Origin of the sequence: Janthinobacterium sp. BJB304 (assembly GCF_002735765.1) — a bacterium.
Taxonomy (GTDB): Bacteria; Pseudomonadota; Gammaproteobacteria; order Burkholderiales; family Burkholderiaceae_D; genus Janthinobacterium.
On sequence record NZ_PDZN01000001.1, the window covers coordinates 187,491 to 207,020 of the forward strand.

Annotated in this window: 19 protein-coding genes; 12 read left to right on the forward strand and 7 right to left on the reverse strand. The window is 63.3% G+C overall.

The features are described 5' to 3' along the window. Nucleotides 1–75: 75 nt before the first annotated feature. The 4 genes from phbB to CSQ95_RS00870 form a co-directional block, all read right to left on the reverse strand. Nucleotides 76–816, reverse strand: coding sequence for an acetoacetyl-CoA reductase (phbB, locus tag CSQ95_RS00855; RefSeq protein WP_099408266.1), 741 nt, complete (start codon nucleotides 814–816; stop codon nucleotides 76–78). 144 nt (nucleotides 817–960) lie between these two features. Continuing rightward, nucleotides 961–2,139 carry an acetyl-CoA C-acetyltransferase gene (locus CSQ95_RS00860; RefSeq protein WP_034783723.1) on the reverse strand — a complete coding sequence of 393 codons (1,179 nt, stop codon included), beginning with the start codon at nucleotides 2,137–2,139 and terminating at the stop codon, nucleotides 961–963. 222 nt (nucleotides 2,140–2,361) lie between these two features. Next, a complete protein-coding gene (locus CSQ95_RS00865; RefSeq protein ID WP_099408111.1) occupies nucleotides 2,362–2,847 on the reverse strand; it encodes a phasin family protein in 486 nt (161 codons plus the stop codon). Nucleotides 2,848–2,976: 129 nt separating this feature from the next. Beyond that, complete coding sequence (locus CSQ95_RS00870; protein WP_099408112.1) at nucleotides 2,977–3,885, reverse strand: LysR family transcriptional regulator; 909 nt, start codon at nucleotides 3,883–3,885, stop codon at nucleotides 2,977–2,979. A 118-nt stretch (nucleotides 3,886–4,003) separates the two neighbouring features. Between CSQ95_RS00870 and CSQ95_RS00875 the strand changes: the two genes are divergently transcribed. The 4 genes from CSQ95_RS00875 to minE all read left to right on the forward strand — a co-directional run bounded on the left by CSQ95_RS00875 (nucleotide 4,004) and on the right by minE (nucleotide 8,270). Beyond that, nucleotides 4,004–6,187: a 5-methyltetrahydropteroyltriglutamate--homocysteine S-methyltransferase gene (locus CSQ95_RS00875; RefSeq protein ID WP_099408113.1), complete on the forward strand. Its 2,184-nt coding sequence runs from the start codon at nucleotides 4,004–4,006 to the stop codon at nucleotides 6,185–6,187. Between the two features lie 227 nt (nucleotides 6,188–6,414). Further along, complete coding sequence (gene minC / locus CSQ95_RS00880) at nucleotides 6,415–7,164, forward strand: septum site-determining protein MinC (RefSeq protein ID WP_070289408.1); 750 nt, start codon at nucleotides 6,415–6,417, stop codon at nucleotides 7,162–7,164. 37 nt (nucleotides 7,165–7,201) lie between these two features. Beyond that, nucleotides 7,202–8,017 (forward strand): septum site-determining protein MinD, encoded by an 816-nt coding sequence (gene minD / locus CSQ95_RS00885; protein ID WP_034752889.1) that lies wholly within the window; start codon nucleotides 7,202–7,204, stop codon nucleotides 8,015–8,017. A gap of 1 nt (nucleotide 8,018) precedes the next feature. Continuing rightward, nucleotides 8,019–8,270, forward strand: coding sequence for a cell division topological specificity factor MinE (gene minE, locus CSQ95_RS00890; protein WP_034752886.1), 252 nt, complete (start codon nucleotides 8,019–8,021; stop codon nucleotides 8,268–8,270). Nucleotides 8,271–8,273: 3 nt separating this feature from the next. On the opposite strand, the gene CSQ95_RS00895 is transcribed toward minE, so the two are convergent. Next, a complete protein-coding gene (locus tag CSQ95_RS00895; RefSeq protein WP_099408114.1) occupies nucleotides 8,274–8,777 on the reverse strand; it encodes a hypothetical protein in 504 nt (167 codons plus the stop codon). Nucleotides 8,778–8,945: 168 nt separating this feature from the next. On the opposite strand from CSQ95_RS00895, the gene CSQ95_RS00900 reads away from it, so the two are divergent. From CSQ95_RS00900 to CSQ95_RS00930, 7 genes are all read left to right on the forward strand, one after another. Beyond that, nucleotides 8,946–9,635, forward strand: a complete 690-nt coding sequence (locus CSQ95_RS00900) for a response regulator transcription factor (RefSeq protein ID WP_046681910.1) — start codon at nucleotides 8,946–8,948, stop codon at nucleotides 9,633–9,635. Nucleotides 9,636–9,715: 80 nt separating this feature from the next. Then, complete coding sequence (gene hemA, locus CSQ95_RS00905) at nucleotides 9,716–10,990, forward strand: glutamyl-tRNA reductase (RefSeq protein ID WP_099408115.1); 1,275 nt, start codon at nucleotides 9,716–9,718, stop codon at nucleotides 10,988–10,990. 88 nt (nucleotides 10,991–11,078) lie between these two features. After that, nucleotides 11,079–12,155: a peptide chain release factor 1 gene (prfA, locus tag CSQ95_RS00910; RefSeq protein WP_070289405.1), complete on the forward strand. Its 1,077-nt coding sequence runs from the start codon at nucleotides 11,079–11,081 to the stop codon at nucleotides 12,153–12,155. A 184-nt stretch (nucleotides 12,156–12,339) separates the two neighbouring features. Further along, on the forward strand, nucleotides 12,340–12,810 hold the full coding sequence (locus CSQ95_RS00915; RefSeq protein WP_070289512.1) for a disulfide bond formation protein B: 471 nt from the start codon (nucleotides 12,340–12,342) through the stop codon (nucleotides 12,808–12,810). A 10-nt stretch (nucleotides 12,811–12,820) separates the two neighbouring features. After that, on the forward strand, nucleotides 12,821–13,651 hold the full coding sequence (gene prmC / locus CSQ95_RS00920) for a peptide chain release factor N(5)-glutamine methyltransferase (protein WP_099408116.1): 831 nt from the start codon (nucleotides 12,821–12,823) through the stop codon (nucleotides 13,649–13,651). A 216-nt stretch (nucleotides 13,652–13,867) separates the two neighbouring features. Then, nucleotides 13,868–15,469 carry a glutamate--cysteine ligase gene (gene gshA / locus CSQ95_RS00925; protein ID WP_099408117.1) on the forward strand — a complete coding sequence of 534 codons (1,602 nt, stop codon included), beginning with the start codon at nucleotides 13,868–13,870 and terminating at the stop codon, nucleotides 15,467–15,469. Between the two features lie 28 nt (nucleotides 15,470–15,497). Continuing rightward, nucleotides 15,498–16,541 carry a histone deacetylase family protein gene (locus CSQ95_RS00930; protein ID WP_099408118.1) on the forward strand — a complete coding sequence of 348 codons (1,044 nt, stop codon included), beginning with the start codon at nucleotides 15,498–15,500 and terminating at the stop codon, nucleotides 16,539–16,541. Between the two features lie 43 nt (nucleotides 16,542–16,584). On the opposite strand, the gene CSQ95_RS00935 is transcribed toward CSQ95_RS00930, so the two are convergent. Beyond that, nucleotides 16,585–17,367, reverse strand: coding sequence for a LytTR family DNA-binding domain-containing protein (locus tag CSQ95_RS00935; RefSeq protein ID WP_099408119.1), 783 nt, complete (start codon nucleotides 17,365–17,367; stop codon nucleotides 16,585–16,587). Continuing rightward, a complete protein-coding gene (locus CSQ95_RS00940) occupies nucleotides 17,354–18,619 on the reverse strand; it encodes a histidine kinase (protein ID WP_099408120.1) in 1,266 nt (421 codons plus the stop codon). Before CSQ95_RS00940 ends, CSQ95_RS00935 begins: the two co-directional genes overlap by 14 nt. Nucleotides 18,620–19,019: 400 nt before the next feature. Between CSQ95_RS00940 and CSQ95_RS00945 the strand changes: the two genes are divergently transcribed. Next, on the forward strand, nucleotides 19,020–19,445 hold the full coding sequence (locus tag CSQ95_RS00945) for an organic hydroperoxide resistance protein (protein ID WP_070289401.1): 426 nt from the start codon (nucleotides 19,020–19,022) through the stop codon (nucleotides 19,443–19,445). Nucleotides 19,446–19,530: the final 85 nt, after the last annotated feature.

Genomic DNA, 19,530 nt, shown 5'->3' on the forward strand with positions numbered 1-19,530 from the left:
GCGATCTCCTTGTTTTGCTGGCAAGCATAAAAAAAGACAGCCGCGGCTGTCTTTTCTGTTTTACTTCAACAACGATTACGACATGTGCTGGCCGCCGTTGATCGAGATATTCGCGCCCGTGACGAACGCCGCTTCATCGGAAGCCAGGTAGGCGACCAGGCCGGCCACTTCTTCCGGCTTGCCCAGGCGCGCCATCGGAATTTGCGGGATGATTTTGCTGTCGAGCACTTCCTGCGGAATCGCCATGACCATCTTGGTGCCGATGTAGCCTGGCGAGATGGTGTTGACGGTGACGTTCTTGCGCGCCACTTCCAGCGCCAGCGACTTGGTGAAGCCGTGCATGCCCGCCTTCGCGGCCGCATAGTTGGTCTGGCCGAAAGCGCCCTTCTGGCCGTTCACGGACGAGATATTGATGATGCGGCCCCAGCCGCGTTCCACCATGCCGTCGCAGACGGGCTTGGTCATGTTGAAGACGGAATCGAGGTTGGTGCTCATCACGGCATCCCAGTTCGTCTTGTCCATCTTCTTGAACGTCATGTCGCGCGTGATGCCGGCGTTATTTACCAGCACGTCGACAGGACCGATTTCCGCTTCCACGGCGGCCACGCAAGCCGCGGCCGAATCGTAGTCGGCCACGTCGCACGGATATGCCTTGAAGTCGTAGCCCATGTCCTTGGTCGTCGCCAGCCAGTCAGCGACCTTCGGATTGCCTGGGGAATATGTGGTCACCACGCGATAGCCGAGCGCCGCCAGCTTGAAACACACCGCTTCGCCCAGACCACCCATGCCACCAGTTACCAATGCAACTCTTGCCATTTTCATCCCCTCAGTGTCGTTCTATTGCCAAAAAGTTAATTATTTAGTGAAAGCAACCCAGTTCCGCCGAGAATTACAGCGGCGTACCGCCGCGAACCCCGCCGTCACGCACTACGCGCGACGGCGGGGTTCGGTGCCAGCTACTTAATCGCGCTCGATCGCTAAAGCGACACCCATGCCGCCACCGATGCACAGCGCTGCCAGGCCTTTCTTGGCGTCGCGGCGTATCATTTCGTGGATCAGGGTGACCAGGATGCGCGCGCCCGAGGCGCCGATCGGGTGGCCGATGGCAATCGCGCCGCCGTTCACGTTGATCTTGCTGGTATCCCAGCCCATTTCCTTGTTCACGGCAATCGCTTGCGCGGCAAACGCTTCGTTGATTTCCATCAGGTCCAGCTCTTCATGCGTCCAGCCGGCTTTTTTCAGGCACAGACGCGATGCGGAGACGGGGCCCATGCCCATGACGGCCGGGTCCAGGCCCGACGAGGCGTAAGCCTTGATGCGCGCCAGCGGCTTCAAGCCCAGTTCCTTCGCTTGCGAAGCGGACATCATGATCACGGCGGCGGCGCCATCGTTCAGGCCCGAGGCATTGCCGGCCGTGACGGTGCCGTCCTTGGCAAACGCAGGGCGCAGGCCGGCCAGCGATTCCAGGGTCGAGCCGGGCTTGATGTATTCGTCGCTGTCGAATACGACCGTGCCTTTTTTGTTGGCGATTTCCAGCGGCAGGATTTCATCCTTGAACTTGCCCGCTTTTTGCGCCGCTTCCGCCTTCAGCTGCGACTGCAGCGCGAATTCATCCTGCTCGGCGCGCGTCACTTCGTATTTCTTGGCGACGTTTTCCGCCGTGATGCCCATGTGGTACTGGTTGTACACGTCCCACAGGCCGTCGACGATCATGGTGTCGATCATCTTGAAGTCGCCCATGCGGAAACCGTCGCGCGAACCGTTCATCGCGTGCGGCGAGGCGCTCATGTTTTCCTGGCCGCCGGCGATGATGATGTTGGCGTCGCCGCACTTGATCGCTTGCGCCGCCAGGTGCGTGGCCTTCAGGCCGCTGCCGCAGACCTTGTTGATGGTGAATGCCGGGATGGAGCTGGGCAGGCCAGCCTTGATGACGGCCTGGCGCGCGGCGTTCTGGCCGACGGCGGCCGTCAGCACCTGGCCCAGGATGGCTTCGCCGATCAGGTTCGGGTCGATGCCGGTTTGTGCCAGCAAGCCCTTGATTACATGCGCGCCCAGTTCGGACGCAGGAATCTTGGCCAGACTGCCACCGAATTTGCCGACTGCGGTACGGCCGGCGGCCACGATTACGACATCATCCATTTATTTCTCCGATATGCTGGCCACGAGGGCCAAGGTCAAGGTGCTAATAGAATCCAATTGGAATCCAGTGAATCCGGGAAGACACAGCAAGCTGCGTTTCATTCTAGCGCGGCATGCGCCGCAGTTCCAGCGCCGCACCGCTGGCGGCGGCGATGACAGCCTGCTTGCGGTGGCGGCGGGCAACCTGGCGCGGCGGATAGCCGCTGCCGGGCCGCAAAACGCTTAGGCCTGGCGCGCAGGACGCGTGTTTTTATTTTTATCATACCCTTCATCGGCGCCGCCGAAAGTGGTTTTTAGAAAATTATTGAAGGGAATAATCAGGGGCACGGGTGTTTGCTTTACCACCTGCAACAGCTCGCCAAATTTTTGACGCGATGCAGCAAACTCACCCTTTGTCACAGTCTCAAATTTCTCCTGGGTTTCTTGAGCAACATCCTTTGCCTGGCGGCCATATGCACCGATGCGTTCGATGGCCAGTTGCGACTGGGTGCGCGACAGTTGCAGCAGCGCTTGCGTATCCTTCACGGACAGCAGCTGATTGCCCGCCACCGTAGCGGCAGCCAGGGCCTCGCGGGCCGCATCGAGCTGCAACTCCAGCACGCTGGCGCCGCTGTCGACGGCAGCCTGGGCATACGCTTGCGCGCTGATCAATTGCGCTTCCACCACGGCCTTGCCGGCCAGTGCCCATTGTTCGGAAAATGAAAACATGTCGTTCCTCCCCAAAGAGTAGGCGACGCCATGTTGCGCCGCACAGTACTCAACTGTAAGCGGTGGTTCATTGCTGAACCTTGATATTTATCAAGCTTTGCTGTTGGTTTGTTTCCAACTCAACGTTGATCAGGACAACAACTTGATACCGTCGAGCGTAGCCGCGCACTGTTCGCGTATCACGCTGACGAAATCGCGCACATAGGCCTTGTCCTGCAACGGCTCCGGCACGGACACGTACAAATCGCTCCACAAGCCGTGCTCGCCCACCGGGCGCGCCACCACATAATCGTAATCGACGTAATTCTTGATGGCCCAGTTCGGCAAGGCGGCGATGCCGCGCCGGCTCGCCACCAGTTGCAGCACGGCCACCGTCAATTCAGCCGTGCGGCGTTCAAACTGGATGCCGGCCGGCCGCAGCACTTCACGGATCAGGTCGATGCGCTCTTCCGGCACGGGATAGGTAATCAAAGTCTCCCCCGTAAAGTCGCTCGCCGCAAGGCGGCGCTGCGCCTGCAGCCGGTGCTTCTGCGCCATCACCACCAGCATTTCAAAGCGGAACAGGGGAAACACGGTGAAATCGGGGCCATACGGCGAGCCAATGACCAGATCGGCCTCGCCCGAGCGCAGCAAGTCGGCCGGTTCGCTGTGAAAGCCGGAGACAAGATCGATCTCCACTTCCGGCCAGCGCTGGCGGAACGCATCCATCACGGGCATGAGCCAGTCGAAACAGGTATGGCATTCGAGCGCCACCCGCAACTGCCCCTTGTCGCCCTGCGACAAACGCGCCACGTCGCGCTCGGCCAGTTCGATCTCGGGCAACAGCTTGTCGGCCAGCTCCAGCAGCCGGCTGCCCGTGGCCGTGAACGCGATCGGCATCGACTTGCGCTCGAACAAGGGCGCCTTGTAGCGCTCTTCCAGCAAACGGATCTGGTGCGACAGGGCCGACTGGGTCAGGTTGAGCAGCTGCGCGGCGCGCACCAGGCTGCCGGAGGAACGCAGGGCACTCAGGGTGCGCAGGTGGCGAATTTCTAGCATCGAGGAAATGACGTCTGTACGTGAATTATTTTCATGTTATTCGGCAAAATGTTTCGTTTTGATTATAGACCAAGTTGCCGCACACTCTAGCGCATTCACATTAAATCTCGATGACATCATGACCATTCGTACGCACATCCTTGGCTTTCCCCGTATCGGCGCCGCGCGCGAGCTGAAACGGGCGCTGGAAAGCCACTGGCGCGGCGAGTTGTCCGAGGCGGCGCTGGAAGCGACGGGCCGGCAATTGCGCGCGCGCCACTGGGCCTTGCAACGCGATGCCGGTCTCGACTACGTCACCGTGGGCGACTTCGCCTTGTATGACCAAGTGGCCAGCCATATCCAGCTGCTGGGCTGCGAGCCTGCGCGTTTTGATTTCGGCGCGGAACAATCGCCGCTGTCGCGCTATTTCACCATGGCGCGCGGCGGTACCAGCCAAGCGGAGCATGCCGGCTGCAGCCACGGCCATGCGCTGGAAGTGAGCAAGTGGTTTGACACCCATTACCATTACCTGGTGCCCGAATTGTCGCCGCAGACCCGCTTTTCGCTGGCTGGCGAGCGCCTGCTGGCGGAGGTGGCCGAGGCGCAGGCGCTCGGTCACCAGGTCAAGGCGGCCCTGATCGGCCCCCTCACCTTCCTGTGGCTGGGCAAGGAAAAGACGCCAGGCTTCGAGCGCCTGGCGCTGCTGGAACAATTGCTGCCCGTCTACGGCGCCCTGCTCGACCGATTGAAACAGCAGGGCGTGACGTGGGTGCAGCTCGACGAGCCGATCCTGGGCCTGGACTTGCCCAGCGCCTGGCGCAATGCCTTTGAAAGCACGTACTGGCAGCTGAACCAGGTGGGGGTGGACATCCTGCTGGCCACGTATTTCTCGCCGCTGGAAGAAAACCTCAGCCTGGCATGCCGCCTGCCCGTGGCCGGCCTGCACGTGGACGGCATCCGCGCGCCGCATGAATTGATCAGTGTCACGGACTGGCTGCCCGCGCATAAAGTCTTGTCGATCGGTATAGTCGATGGCCGCAACATCTGGCGTACCGACCTCGACGCTGCCCTGGCCGTGCTGCAGCCGCTGGCCGCCAAGCGCAAGGGGCACCTGTGGCTGGCGCCGTCGTGCTCACTGCTGCACGTACCGTTCAGCCTGGAAGCGGAGACGGTGCTCGATGGCGACATCAAGAGCTGGCTGGCGTTTGCCACGGAAAAACTCACGGAACTTGCGCTGCTGAAAGACGCACTGGAAGGCCATCCCGACGATACCGCGCTGGCGAGGTCCCGCCGGGCCATCGCCAGCCGCCGCGCCAGCCCCCGCGTGCACCGTGCGGCGGTCGCGCAGCGCCTGCAGACGCTGTCGCCCACGGTCGACCGCCGCGATTCCGGCTTCCCGTTGCGCCAGGCCGCGCAGCATGCACGCCTGCGCCTGCCCGACTTCCCGACGACGACCATTGGCGCCTTCCCGCAGACGCCGGCCATCCGCGCCGAAATCGCCCACGCCGTGGAACGCCAGGAAGCGCTGGGCCTGGACATGCTCGTGCATGGCGAAGCGGAACGCAATGACATGGTCGACTACTTCGGCGAGCAACTGGCCGGCTTCGTGTTGACCCATCACGGCTGGGTGCAATCGTACGGCTCGCGCTGCGTCAAGCCGCCCATCATCTACGGCGACGTGCAGCGTCCGGCCCCCATGACGGTCGCATGGACGGTCCATGCGCAAAGCCTGACGAGCAAACCGATGAAGGGCATGCTGACGGGCCCGGTGACGCTCTTGCAATGGTCGTTCGTGCGCGACGACCAGCCGCGCGCCGCCACGGCGCTGCAGCTGGCCCTGGCCATCCGCGACGAAGTGCAGGACCTGGAAACGGCCGGCATCGGCATCATCCAGATCGACGAGCCGGCCATCCGCGAAGGCTTGCCGCTGCGCCGCGGCCAGTGGGAAGCCTATCTGGACTGGGCCACGCGCGCCTTCCGCATCGCCGCCTCGGTGGTCGGCGACACGACGCAGATCCACACCCACATGTGCTATGCCGAGTTCAACGACATCCTGCCGCAGATCTCCGCCATGGACGCCGACGTCATCACGATAGAGACGAGCCGCTCGGACGTGGAACCGCTGACGGGCTCAGTCCAGTTCCAGTACCCGAACGAAATCGGCCCCGGCGTGTACGGCATCCACTCGCCGCGCATCCCCACCACCGTCGACATGGTGACATTACTGCAAAAAGCCAGCGACTTGAAGACGCGTGGCTGGGTGGAAACGGAAACAGCGTTGCGTCATATGGTCGAGGCGGCACGGCAGATGCGCGCAGCGTAATCGGACATGGCGCCTGAGGGCGCATGGGCGGCGGCTTTCGGGGCGGCGCACCGGTTTTCCGGGGCGCCGCCCGTTTTTTTTGACATGAAGTAGGTATTGCTCTGCGGAATAGCATGCGCCAGGCCCCTGACGCTGATTTTTTTGCAGTAGAATGCAAGAAATTTACTGCTCCCATTGTTGCCGTACGGAACATCTGGCCTGCCGCAGTTTCACTTTGATAAATGTTTATGTCCAAAAGCCCGTCGCAGAAGCCTATCGAAATCAAGATTTCCACCGTCGTTGCTGTCTCCGCCATTCTGCATAGCGCCGATACGCAGGCACTCGATGCCGCCTTGCGCGACATGACGGGAGGCGTGGCGGACTTTTTCGAGGACGACCTGGCCGTGCTGGACGTGGCGGCCTTGCCGCCCGGCAGCGTGCCCATCGACTGGGCCGCGCTCGTGGCCCTGCTGAAAAAATACCGTTTGAATGCCGTGGCCGTGCGCAATGCGCCGGCCGACATGCATGACGCCATCCTGGCGCAAGGCTTAAGCCTCGACAGCGGCAAGACGCGCGACGATGCGCCGCCCAAGGATGGTCCCAAGGATACGCCCACGGCGGCTGCCCAGTCGGGCGCCGACGCCCAGGTGATGGTGATCGACACGCCCGTGCGGGCCGGCCAGCGCATCTATGCGCGCGGCTGCGACCTGATCATCACCGCCGTCGTCAACAATGGCGCCGAAATCATCGCCGACGGCAGCATCCATGTGTATTCCTCGCTGTACGGCCGCGCGCTGGCCGGCGCCTCGGGCAATCCCCAGGCGCGCATCTTCGCGCTGGCCATGGAACCGGAACTGGTCTCGATCGCGGGCGTATACCGCACGTTCGAGGATGGTTTCCCTGCAGAAATGGCGCGCGGACCCGCGCAAATTCGTTTGGCTGGAGACAGAATCGATATACACTCTGTCAATCCGGTCACTCCCGTGAACCGCTCTTAAGCTGCACAATTCAAGAGATATCTGAAAAGGATTATTTGTGGCAAGAATTATTGTTGTGACGTCCGGCAAGGGCGGTGTCGGCAAGACGACCTCTAGCGCCAGTTTTTCCACTGGCCTGGCCATGCGCGGCCACAAGACAGCCGTGCTCGATTTCGACGTGGGCCTGCGCAACCTCGACCTGATCATGGGTTGCGAGCGCCGCGTCGTGTATGACTTGATCAATGTGATCAATAAAGAAGCAACCCTGAACCAGGCCCTGATCAAGGACAAGCACTGCGACAACCTGTTCATCCTGCCCGCCTCGCAGACGCGCGACAAGGATGCCTTGTCGGAAGAAGGCGTGGAACGCGTGTTGAACGACCTGATCAACATGGGTTTCGAGTTCATCATCTGCGATTCGCCGGCCGGCATCGAGCATGGCGCGCTGATGGCGCTGACGTTCGCCGACGAAGCCATCATCGTCACCAACCCGGAAGTGTCGTCGGTGCGCGATTCGGACCGCATCCTCGGCATCCTGCAAGCCAAGTCGCGCCGCGCGCAGACGGGCGGCGAACCGGTCAAGGAACATCTGCTGATCACCCGCTACTCGCCGAAACGCGTGGAATCGGATGAAATGCTGTCCTATCAGGACGTGCAGGAAATCCTGCGCATCCCGCTGGTGGGCATCATCCCGGAATCGGAGCAAGTGCTGGCCGCCTCGAACCAGGGCAATCCGGCCATCCATTTCACGGGCACGGACGTGGCGCAAGCCTATGAAGACGTGGTCTCGCGTTTCCTCGGCGAAGAGGTCGAGTTGCGCTTTACCAACTATGAAAAGCCTGGATTACTCCAGCGCATTTTTGGGGCGAAGTGATATGGCCTTGCTTTCTTTCCTCTTCCCCCCCAAGCCGAAGACGGCCACCGCGGCCAAGGAACGCCTGCAGATCATCATCGCCCGCGAACGCAGCGGACGCGATGGTCCGGACTTCCTGCCCGCCCTGCACAAGGAATTGATCGCTGTCATTTCCAAGTACACCAAGGTGAATGCCGACGACATCAAGATCTCGCTGGACCGCCAGGGCAACCTGGAAGTGCTCGACGTCAACGTGGTGCTGCCGGACGCGTAAGGTCTAATCCGGCCTGACCGTGAGCAATTCCTGCGCCACCGCGGCGCAGGCGTTCACGTGCTGGTTGCCGATCTGGCGGAACACGGCGTAGCCGATGGCTGCCGCCACCGCCTGGCCGGCGAACGGCACGAAGCGTGCCACCTGCTTGGTGGCAATCTTGACGCCGCTGCGCTTGAGCAGGTGGAGGATCAGTTCGCGCGACACCAGCTTTCCTACCAGCATGCCCCCCATGCCCACCGCCGCGCGGTAGGCCATCATCTTGAACTGCGGGTTCAGGCGCTCGATCTGCTCGGGCGTCAGGCCGAATTCGTGGTTGATATCGTTGATCAACATGGAAAACAGACCCACGTCGGACATCAGGTCGATGCCGGGAATGGGGATGGCCGAGGCGCCCGCCGACATCATGGCGCGCCGCTGCACCAGGCTCCGGCAACGCTCGCGCACTTGCTCGATTTCGGCACGACTGGCCGGTATCAGTGTCCAATCGGTAGTGCTCTTGTCTGGCATGGCCGCTTCTCCGCTAGTAGGGGTAGATGAACAAGTGTAACGTAAAGGATCTGCCCTCCGATTTCACTGGACACAGTTGCAATCTCTGTTATATTTCACTTGAGCATTCCTTAACATTACGATAAGCAGAGCAGACCGTCTGTTTGTTGCTACACACTCCAGCCAATTATGCGAATTGCCGTACTCGATAGCGACCATAGCCAGGCAGAACTGATCTGCCAGGTGCTCACCGCCGCCGGCCACGCTTGCCACGAGTTTCAGAGTGGCAAGGAAATGCTGGGGCAGCTGCGCAAGGACAGTTGCGACATGCTCATCCTCGACTGGCATGTGAGCGATCTGGACGGTGCGGAAGTCTTGCGCCGTGCCCGGGAAAAACTGGCGCCGAAGGCGCCCGTGTTGTTTATGACCAACAGTTCCGGCGAAGACGACGTGGTGGCGGGCATGACGGCAGGCGCCGACGACTACATGATCAAGCCCCTGCGGCGCAGCGAACTGACCTTGCGCACCCAGGCGCTGCTGCGCGTGGCGTACCCGGCCCAGAATGGCGCCGAGTACTTGCAATTTGGTCATTACACGTTTGAAACCCGTCCCGGCCGCCTGTTGCGCGATGGCGAAGTGCTGGACGTGACGCACAAGGAATTCGCCCTGGCGCTGCTGTTTTTCCGCAACCTGGGCCGTCCCCTGTCGCGCGCCTACATCCACGAAGCCGTGTGGCAGCGCGACACGGCCTTGCCCTCGCGCACCATGGATACCCACGTCTCGCGCGTGCGCAACAAGCTGCAGCTGAAACCGGAACACGGCTACCGGCTCGTGCCCGTCTACAGCTACGGTTATCGCCTGGAAAAACTGGGCGGCTGAACGGCGGCAAACGGCTGACCTGCTCAAAGCGCGGGCACAAAGCGTTATAATGTCGCCATAAGTCATCCAACAGCCCTGAAATGCAACTGCTCGCCGTCGGCCTCAACCATACCACCGCCCCAGTGTCGCTCCGCGAACAGCTGGCGTTTGCGCCTGAGCACTTGGGCCAGGCGGTGATGGCGGCGCGCACCTGGTTCCAGCGCATCGACTTGCGCGACAACGACGAAGCGGCCATCCTGTCGACCTGCAACCGCACCGAACTGTATGCGGCCAGCCATGTGCCGAACCCGCTCGACGCCGGTGCGCATTTCCTGGCCGACTACCACCAGCTCAACTACAGCGAGCTGCGCCCCCACTTGTACATGCTGCCGCAGCACGATGCCGTGCGCCACACCTTCCGCGTCGCCTCCGGGCTCGATTCGATGGTGCTGGGCGAAACGCAGATCCTGGGGCAGATCAAGGACGCCATCCGCACGGCCGACGAGGCGGGCGGCCTGGGCACCTATCTGCACCAGTTGTTCCAGCGCAGCTTTTCGGTGGCCAAGGAAGTGCGCAGCAGCACGGAAATCGGCGCCCACAGCGTATCCATGGCGGCGGCCGCCGTGCGCCTGTCGCAGCGCATCTTCGACAAGATCGCCGAGCAGAACGTGCTGTTCATCGGCGCCGGCGAAATGATCGAACTGTGCGCCACGCACTTTGCGGCGCAAAACCCGAAAAGCATCACCATTGCCAACCGCACCATGGAACGGGGCGAGGAACTCGCGCACCGCTTCAACGGCAAGGCGATCCGCCTGGCCGACCTGCCCGAGCAGCTGCACCAGTTCGACATCGTCATCTCGTGCACGGCATCGTCCTTGCCGCTGCTGGGCCTGGGCCTGGTCGAGCGCGCCATCAAGGCGCGCCGCCACAAGCCCATGTTCATGGTCGACCTGGCCGTGCCGCGCGACATCGAGGCGGAAGTGGGCCGTTTGAACGACGTCTTCCTGTACACAGTCGACGACCTGGGCAAGGTCGTGCAGACGGGCCTGGAAAGCCGGCAGGCGGCCGTGGCGCAAGCCGAAGCCATCATCGAGACGCGCGTGCAATCGTTCATGAGCTGGGTCGACGACCGCGCCATGGTGCCCGTCATCCAGCATCTGCATGAAAACAGCGAAACCTTGCGCCTGATGGAAGTGGAACGGGCGCGCAAGATGCTGGCCAAGGGCGCCGACATCGACGCCGTACTGGAAGCGCTGTCGAAAGGCTTGACGGCCAAGTTCCTGCACGGCCCGCAGCAGGCGCTGCACCATGCGCAAGGCGACGAGCGCAAGCAGCTGGTCACCCTGCTGCCGAAACTGTTCCGCCCCCGCCGTTAGCGCAGCCCCGCTGGCCGCCCGCGCGCGGCTACCCCTGCCCGCCTGCCGGGCTTGCATCATTCCTACACTCTTTTTACCGCGAATCGCTATGAAACCATCCATGCTGGCCAAACTCGATCAACTGGCGAACCGCCTGGTCGAACTCGACGAACTGCTGATGCATCCGGACGCCACGTCGAACATGGACAGCTACCGCAAAATGACGCGCGAGCACGCCGAGCTGGGCCCGCTGGTGGCCCTGTACCGCTCCTACCAGGAAGCGGGCAACGACATCGCCACGGCGCAAGAGATGCTGGCGGACCCGGACATGAAGGAATTCGCCCAGGAAGAGATCGAGGCAGCCAAGGCCACCATGGCGCGGCTCGAGCGCGAACTGCAAACCATGCTGCTGCCGAAGGACGTCAACGATGAGCGCAATATCTTCCTGGAAATTCGCGCCGGCACGGGCGGCGATGAATCGGCCCTGTTCGCCGGCGACCTGCTGCGCATGTACACGCGCTTTGCCGAGCGCAACCGCTGGCAGGTGGAACTGGTGTCCTCGTCCGATTCCGACCTGGGCGGCTACCGCGAGGTGATCGTGCGCGTGGTCGGCAATGGCGCGTATTCGAAGCTGAAATTCGAGTCGGGCGGCCACCGCGTGCAGCGCGTGCCGGCCACGGAAACGCAGGGCCGCATCCACACCTCGGCCTGCACGGTGGCCGTGATGCCGGAAGCCGATGAAGTGGAGGACGTCAACATCAACCCGGCCGACCTGCGCATCGACACCTACCGCGCCTCGGGCGCGGGCGGACAGCACATCAACAAGACCGATTCGGCCGTGCGCATCACCCACTTGCCGACCGGCATCGTGGTCGAGTGCCAGGATGACCGCAGCCAGCACAAGAACAAGGCGCAGGCGATGAAAGTGCTGGCCGCGCGCATCAAGGACGTGCAATTGCGCGAGCAGCAGTCGAAGGAAGCGGCCACCCGCAAGAGCCTGATCGGCTCGGGCGACCGCAGCGAGCGCATCCGCACCTATAATTTCCCGCAGGGCCGGCTGACGGACCACCGCATCAATCTGACCTTGTACAAGCTCGACTTCATCATGGACGGGGATTTGACGGAGTTGACGAATGCGCTGGCGGCGGAGCACCAGGCGGAACTGCTGGCTGCTTTAGGCGACTAAACGCTGGCTCCGTTGTATCGGCTTACGCTGCGCTAAGCCGACCTACGCCGACCTACGCCGCAATTTGTAGGTCGGCTTAGCGCGCAGCGCGTAAGCCGACAGCTTTAAGTAGCGGCTAAGCAATAAAAATCGGCCCTTGTGCGAAAATGACCAGCTCGATTCCATCCACCTCACCGTGTCGCCCATGAAAAATTCACGCACCGTCCTCCTGTTGACCGCCGCCCTGTGTTTCCTGATGCTGGGCGTGGCCATGTATTTGCAGCATGCCATGAACATGGCGCCGTGCCCGCTGTGCGTGATCCAGCGCTACCTGTTCCTCGCCATCGGCATCGCCTGCCTGGCGGGCGCGGCAGCCAACCGTCCGAAGATCGGCGCCGGCGTCGGCTTGCTGGCGGCCTTGGGCGGCATGGGCGTGGGCGCCAAGCATTTGTACGTGCTGGCCAATCCCGGCTTCTCGTGCGGCATCGATCCGGTGGAAACGGCGCTGAACAAGGTCTTCACGGCCGAACTCATGCCCTTCATGTTTGAATCGTATGGCGCTTGCGAAAACGCCGGCGAGCCGTTTTTCGGCCTGTCGATTCCGCAATGGGCATTCATCTGGTTCGCCATCTTCGCCATCACCATGTTGTGGACATTGCTGCGCCGCAAACAATAATCAATTATCTATGCCAGAAACACTGATCCCTGCCGGCAGCACTGTCGGCGCCCTGCAAATCCGTCCGCTGCTCGATCCGCTCGACAACCGCATCCTGCTCGGCCATGCGCTGGGCCTGTCGCGCGTCAGCTTGATCACGCAATCGCAGCGAGTCCTTACTCCTGATGAAACCGAGCGGTTATCTGGCTTGCTGGCGCGCCGGCTGCAGGGCGAGCCGATCGCCTACATCGTCGGTCAGCGCGAATTTTTCGGCTTGCCGTTCGAAGTGAACGAGGCCGTGCTGATCCCCCGCCCCGATACGGAAGTGCTGGTGGAACTGGCGCTCGAGCGCCTGCCGCCGGGCGGACGGGTGCTCGACATGGGCACGGGCAGCGGCGCCATCGCCGTCGCGCTGGCGCATACGCGGCCCGACGCCGTCGTCACGGCCCTGGACGTGAGCAGCACGGCGCTGGCCGTGGCGCGCCGCAACGCCAGCGCCAACGGCGTCAACATCACCTTCATGGCCAGCGACTGGTTCGAAGCGCTGGGCACGGACAAGTTCGACCTGATCGTCTCCAATCCCCCGTACATCGCCAGCGGCGACCGCCACCTGGCCGAAGGCGATCTGCGCTTCGAGCCGGCGGGCGCGCTGACCGACCATGCGGACGGCCTGTCGGCCCTGCGCACCATCGTTGCCGGCGCCGCGCGCCACCTGGCGTCCGGCGCCTGGCTGCTGATGGAACACGGCTATGACCAGGCTGACCAGGTGCGCGAGCTGCTGGCCGCTGCCGGCTACAGCAAGGTGCAAAGCTGGCGCGACCTGGCCGGCATTGAACGGGTCAGCGGCGCCCGCCTGGGCTGACCGTTGCCACCTGCGCAAAGCTTGACCCGGCGGCGCGCCAGATCCCCCCGCAGTTTGTTAAAATATCAAGCGAATTCCTGACCGAAGCGCCGTCCCCGTTGCCCGGGGCGGACGCTGGCGACGCGGCGTTTTTTGGGCCGGCGCCGACGCATTTGCCAAAATTCGGTTAATCTCAGCACAAATTATTTATATGCTGCACAAGAAAGGAAGCTCAAATTGCCCAACCTGTTGACTCGCCGCCTGGCATTGCTGACCGAAGATGCCAACCGCGCGCTGCTGGGCGGCTTGCGCGGCATCGAGCGCGAAACCCTGCGCGTCGACCAAGCCGGCCATCTGGCTTCCACGCCCCACCCCGCCGCCCTGGGCTCGGCGCTGACGCACCCTGAAATCACCACCGACTACGCCGAAGCGCTGCTCGAATTCATCACCCCGGCCGAAGCCGACATCGCCGTCACGCTCGACAAGCTCGATACCGTGCACCGCCACGCCTACAGCCGCCTCGGCGACGAGTTGCTGTGGAGCCAGTCGATGCCGTGCCAGCTGCCGCCCGAGGAGGACATCGAGATCGCCAACTACGGCAGCTCGAACATGGGCATGCTCAAGCATGTCTACCGGCGCGGCCTGGCATTGCGCTACGGCAAGGCCATGCAATGCATCGCCGGCATCCATTACAACTATTCGCTCGACGAGCAGCTGTGGCAAGTGCTGGCCAGCCATCCGGACACCAGCGCCAGCCCCACGCACGCAGCCGCGACGCCAAAAGACGTACAGTCGGAAAGCTACCTGGCGACGATCCGCAATTTCCGCCGCTACAGCTGGCTGTTGATGTACCTGTTCGGCGCCTCGCCGGCCCTGTCCGCCGGATTCCTGCGCGGCCGCGCGCACAAGCTCGACACCTTGTCCGACGATACCCTGTTCCTGCCGTACGCGACCAGCCTGCGCATGAGCGACCTGGGCTACCAGAACGACGCCCAGTCCGGTCTGCGCCCGCACGAAAACAGCCTCGATGATTACGTCAACGCCCTCACGCATGCCGTCAACGACCCGTATCCGCCGTACGAAACGCTGGGCACGAAGCAGGATGGCGAGTGGATACAATTGTCCACCAACGTGCTGCAGATCGAAAATGAGTACTATTCGACCATCCGCCCGAAACGCGTGATCCGCACGGGCGAGCGCCCCATCCAGGCCCTGTGCCTGCGCGGCGTGCAATACATCGAAGTGCGCTGCATGGATGTCGATCCGTTCGAACCGGTGGGCATCAGCCTGGAAACGGGCCGCTTCCTCGACGCGTTTTTGCTGTTCTGCGCGCTCGACGACAGCGCGCCGATTTCTGCCGAGCAAAGCGCCTGCTACACGAACAATTTCGCCCGCACCGTCAAGGAAGGCCGCAAGCCGGGCTTGAGCCTGCGCCGCGATGGCGAAGACATTACCCTGCAAGCCTGGGGCGAGGAATTGCTGGCGCGTATCGCGCCCGTGGCGGCCCTGCTCGACGCGCGCCAGGGCGGCACGCAGCACGCGGACAGTCTGGCCGCGCAAGCCCGTAAGCTGGCCGACCCGGACACGACGCCATCGGCCAAGGTACTGGCCGAACTGCGCGCCAACGGCGGCTCGTTTGCCGCCTTCGGCCTGCGCCAGAGCGAACGCCACGCTGCCTGGTTCCGCGCGCAGCCGCCCACCCCCGAGCAAAGCGCGTATTTCGACGAGATGGCCGCCAGCTCGCTGGCCGAGCAGCGCGCCATGGAAGCAGCGCCGGCCGGCAGCTTCGACGACTTCGTCGCCGCCTACCGCGCCAGCACCCTGTGTTCGCACACCTGATCCTGCCTGACTTTTTGCCTGGCGCCCCATGCTGACCTTCTACAATGAATTGCACAGCCAGCACCGGGGCCGCTTCGAGATGTTTCGCGGCACCATGGTGCCCTGCTTCGAGACACCGGAGCGGGCCGACATGGTGGTGGCCGAGCTGGGGCGGCGCAACCTGGGCCGCATCGTCACGCCGCACGGCGTGCCGCTGACCTCCTTGGAACGCATCCACACGCCCCGCTACCTGCATTTCCTGCGCCATGCCTGGCACGACTGGCTGGCGCTCGACCCCGACAATGGGGGCAAGGATGCCTTGCCGTCCGTGTGGCCCGTGCGCACCCTGCGCAGCGACATCGAACCGGACGACTTCACGGCCAAGCTGGGCCTGTATTCGATGGACAACGGCACGCCGCTGACGGCCGGCACGTGGACGGCGGCCAAGACGGGCGCCGACTGCGCCGTCAATGCGGCGCACGCATTGCGCCTGGGCGAACGGGCCACGTTCGCCCTCACGCGCCCGCCGGGCCACCATGCGGGCAGCGATTTCTTTGGCGGCTACTGTTTTCTGAACAACGCGGCCCTGGCCGCGCAGCACCTGCTCGACGACGGCGCGCGCAAGGTCGCCATCCTCGACATCGATTACCACCACGGCAACGGCACGCAGAGCATTTTTTATGCGCGCGACGACGTGCTGTTCGCCTCGATCCACGCCGACCCGCGCAGCGAATATCCGTTTTACCTCGGTCACGCCGACGAGACGGGCAGCGGCGCGGGGCTCGGCTACAACGTCAACCTGCCGCTGCCGGCCGGCACCTCCACGGCCAGCTGGTTCGCCGCGCTGGAAACGGCTTGCCTGCGCATCAATATGTACGCACCCGACGCGCTGGTGGTCTCGCTCGGTGTCGATACTTTCGCCGGCGACCCGCTGTCGCACTTCGCCCTGCAAAGCGGCGACTACCTGCGCGTGGGCGAACGCCTCGCGCATTTGAACCTACCCACCGCCTTCATCCTCGAAGGCGGCTACGCGGTCAAGGAAATCGGCATCAATGTGGTGAACGTGCTGGAAGGTTTTGAGACGGCGGAGTAGGCCGGTGGTGATGTCGGCTTACGCCCTCGCGGGCTAAGCCGACCTACATATTCCGGAACAAACTCATGAACGGCTGGCTCACGGCCAGGGTTTCCGGCCGCGTTTTCAGGCGCAAGGCGCCGCGTCCCACCTCGTCGCGCGTCACCGACGCCACCATCTTCATGTTGACGATGGTGGAACGGTGGATCTGTTTGAAAATGGCCGGGTCGAGCACGTCGAGCAGTTCGCGGATCGGCTTGCGCAGCAGCGCCTCGCCGTCGGCCGTCATGACGGCCGTGTACTTGGTGTCGGACTGAAAATAGGCGATGTCTTCCACCATGATCAGACGCGTATCCTTGCCGCTGCTGGCCGTCAGCCACACCAGCGGCGGCGACTTGGCCGCCGCCGGCAAGGCGCTGCTCAATTGCTGCAGCAGGCCGGCCAGCGCGCCGTCGCCCGCCCGGGCCTTGCCAGCGTGCGCCCGTACGCGCTGCAGGGTCGCCTGCAGGCGCTCGCGGGCGACCGGTTTCAACAAATAATCGACGGCGCCCTTGTCGAAGGCGTCGATCGCGTACTGGTCGTAAGCCGTGACGAACACCACCTGCGTGGCGGGACTCGCTTCGAGCGCGCCGGCCGCCACTTCCAGCCCCGTCAGGCCCGGCATGCGGATATCGAGGAAGGCGACGTCGGGCTTGCGCGTGGCGATGGCCTCGAGCGCCGTGCCGCCGTCGTCGCAGGCGGCGACGATGCGCAGTGCCGGCCACTCTTCGGCCAGCAGGGCCACGAGCGCATCGCGCAGCAGGGTTTCATCTTCGGCGACGACGCAAGTCATTTCAGGCGGATGCATACGACACTCCTTGCGCCGTGCTGTCCGGCACCGTGATGGTGGCCGTCACGCCGTCGGGGAAGTTGGCGACGATGGCAAACGCGGCGGCATTGCCGTAGGTCAGGCGCAGGCGCTCGCGCACATTGCGCAGGCCAATGCCCGTGCCGGCGCCGTCGTCGCTGAAACCCTTGCCGTCGTCGGCCACCGTGACGATCACCGTGCCATTGCCGCTGCGCGCCATGATCCAGATGGTGCCGCCGCCGCTTTTCGGCTCCAGGCCATGCTTGATGGCGTTTTCCACCAGGGTTTGCAGCATCATCGGCGGCAGCTCCACCTGGCGCAGGTATTGCGGTACCTCGATCTGCAGGTTCAGACGCTCGCCCATGCGGATTTTCAGGATGTCGAGGTAGGCGCGCGCCCGTTCCAGCTCCGTGCCCAGGGTCGACATGGCTTGCTCCGTGCGCGGCAGCGAGTGGCGCAGGTACAGGATCAGGTTGCCCAGCATCGCGTCGGCGCGCACGGGGTCGCTGCGCGTGAGGAGCTGCGCGCTGGCCAGCGTGTTGTACAGGAAGTGCGGCTCGACCTGTGCATGCAGCAGGCTCAGTTTGGCCACCGTCAGTTCCTTTTCCGTCACCGTTTGGCGCGCCTCGGCCTGCTCGCCGCGGCGGCGCTGCGCCACCCGGCGCGTGATGGCCCGCGTCACCGCCTCCGCGTTTTCCAGGTTGCTGCCATGGTCGACGAGGAACCAGTCGGTCCACGCATTGCGCGCCGGCTCGCAGATCAGAGTCACGCTGCCCGCCTCGCCATTCGGCGTGACGGTGGCGAGGATCTGATTCGGCCGCGGCTCGAGGAAACCCAGCACGCGCATGCGGGGCAAGCCCGTGTGCGTATACGGCGCCACGCGGCGCACGCGGGCCTGCACCTGCAGGCTGTCGCGCGCGCTTTCGACCACTTCGCTGCCCGGCAGTTCGCGGATGGCCGCGTCGACCATGTCGAACGCCTCGCCCGCCTCGAACGGGATCTCGATCTGGCGCCGCTGGCGGCTCGACAGGGTGGCGGCATTGACGGCGCCGGCGATCAGGCGCACGCGGCGCACGTGCGAAAACGCATTCGTGACGACGGTGCAGGCCAGCAAGGCGCCGATGATGACAAAGAAGCCTTCCGTATTCCCAAAGAGATAGCGCAGAAAGTTCTCGACCAGGATCGCCGTGGCGATGATGTACGTGAGCATCGCGGCCAGGGTGAGGCGCAGGATAAAGAAGAGGCTGGTCATGATTTTTCCTTGGGTATTGAAGTGAGGCCAGCATAATCATCGGCCCCGGCAGCGGTGGCCATTATGCGATGGAAGCCCGGTAGTGGCGACAAAGGCATCAAAATAAAGGTTCGAGACACCTGACCAAACCTGCTGCGCGTCGGTATAGGTGGCCTGCGATGCTCAGCGTACTCAAAGTACGGTTCCGCGTCTCGACCACCTCTCCCTTCCGCTCGCAACGGTTTTGTCAGGTGCCGTGACTTCATGAATAAAATCGCTTGCAATTAAATAGTGCACGATATATATTGCACACATGGACGCCGGATTTACTTCTTCAGACGGGCATCCTGGGGCCACGGCCCGCGAAACAAGTAGCACACTATTTAGTAGTCACCTATTTATCTACCTAAAGGAAACCATCATGTCGATCAAACAAGTCCTGTATCGCGCGCAAGCCACCGCCACCGGAGGCCGCGAAGGCCGTGCCGTCTCGTCCGACAATGTGCTGGACGTCAAGCTGACCACGCCGAAAGAACTGGGCGGCAATGGCGCCGTCGGCACCAACCCGGAACAACTGTTCGCCGCCGGCTACTCGGCCTGCTTCATCGGCGCCATGAAATTCGTCGGCGGCCGCGACAAGATCGCCGTGCCGGCGGACCTGTCGATCGAAGGTAACGTCGGCATCGGCGCCATCGAGACGGGCTTCGGCATCGAAGTGGAACTGAAAATCTCGCTGCCGGGCATGGACCGCGCCGCCGCCGAAGCACTGGTCGCCGCCGCCCACATCGTGTGCCCCTACTCGAACGCCACGCGCGGCAACATCGACGTCACGCTGACGATCGTGTAATCAGACGGCAACACCCGTCATCCGCCCCCCTCCCCGGCCGCGCAAAGCTGCCGGGGATTTTTTTGGCGTGCCAACGCCGGCTGCC

What these genes read in the sequence shown, in the direction of transcription:
- phbB (WP_099408266.1), bottom strand. Translation starts at nt 816, where the DNA reads ATGGCAAGAGTTGCATTGGTAACTGGTGGCATGGGTGGTCTGGGCGAA.
- CSQ95_RS00860 (WP_034783723.1), bottom strand. Translation starts at nt 2,139, where the DNA reads ATGGATGATGTCGTAATCGTGGCCGCCGGCCGTACCGCAGTCGGCAAA.
- CSQ95_RS00865 (WP_099408111.1), bottom strand. Translation starts at nt 2,847, where the DNA reads ATGTTTTCATTTTCCGAACAATGGGCACTGGCCGGCAAGGCCGTGGTG.
- CSQ95_RS00870 (WP_099408112.1), bottom strand. Translation starts at nt 3,885, where the DNA reads ATGCTAGAAATTCGCCACCTGCGCACCCTGAGTGCCCTGCGTTCCTCC.
- CSQ95_RS00875 (WP_099408113.1), top strand. Translation starts at nt 4,004, where the DNA reads ATGACCATTCGTACGCACATCCTTGGCTTTCCCCGTATCGGCGCCGCG.
- minC (WP_070289408.1), top strand. Translation starts at nt 6,415, where the DNA reads ATGTCCAAAAGCCCGTCGCAGAAGCCTATCGAAATCAAGATTTCCACC.
- minE (WP_034752886.1), top strand. Translation starts at nt 8,019, where the DNA reads ATGGCCTTGCTTTCTTTCCTCTTCCCCCCCAAGCCGAAGACGGCCACC.
- CSQ95_RS00895 (WP_099408114.1), bottom strand. Translation starts at nt 8,777, where the DNA reads ATGCCAGACAAGAGCACTACCGATTGGACACTGATACCGGCCAGTCGT.
- CSQ95_RS00900 (WP_046681910.1), top strand. Translation starts at nt 8,946, where the DNA reads ATGCGAATTGCCGTACTCGATAGCGACCATAGCCAGGCAGAACTGATC.
- hemA (WP_099408115.1), top strand. Translation starts at nt 9,716, where the DNA reads ATGCAACTGCTCGCCGTCGGCCTCAACCATACCACCGCCCCAGTGTCG.
- prfA (WP_070289405.1), top strand. Translation starts at nt 11,079, where the DNA reads ATGAAACCATCCATGCTGGCCAAACTCGATCAACTGGCGAACCGCCTG.
- CSQ95_RS00915 (WP_070289512.1), top strand. Translation starts at nt 12,340, where the DNA reads ATGAAAAATTCACGCACCGTCCTCCTGTTGACCGCCGCCCTGTGTTTC.
- prmC (WP_099408116.1), top strand. Translation starts at nt 12,821, where the DNA reads ATGCCAGAAACACTGATCCCTGCCGGCAGCACTGTCGGCGCCCTGCAA.
- CSQ95_RS00930 (WP_099408118.1), top strand. Translation starts at nt 15,498, where the DNA reads ATGCTGACCTTCTACAATGAATTGCACAGCCAGCACCGGGGCCGCTTC.
- CSQ95_RS00935 (WP_099408119.1), bottom strand. Translation starts at nt 17,367, where the DNA reads ATGCATCCGCCTGAAATGACTTGCGTCGTCGCCGAAGATGAAACCCTG.
- CSQ95_RS00940 (WP_099408120.1), bottom strand. Translation starts at nt 18,619, where the DNA reads ATGACCAGCCTCTTCTTTATCCTGCGCCTCACCCTGGCCGCGATGCTC.
- CSQ95_RS00945 (WP_070289401.1), top strand. Translation starts at nt 19,020, where the DNA reads ATGTCGATCAAACAAGTCCTGTATCGCGCGCAAGCCACCGCCACCGGA.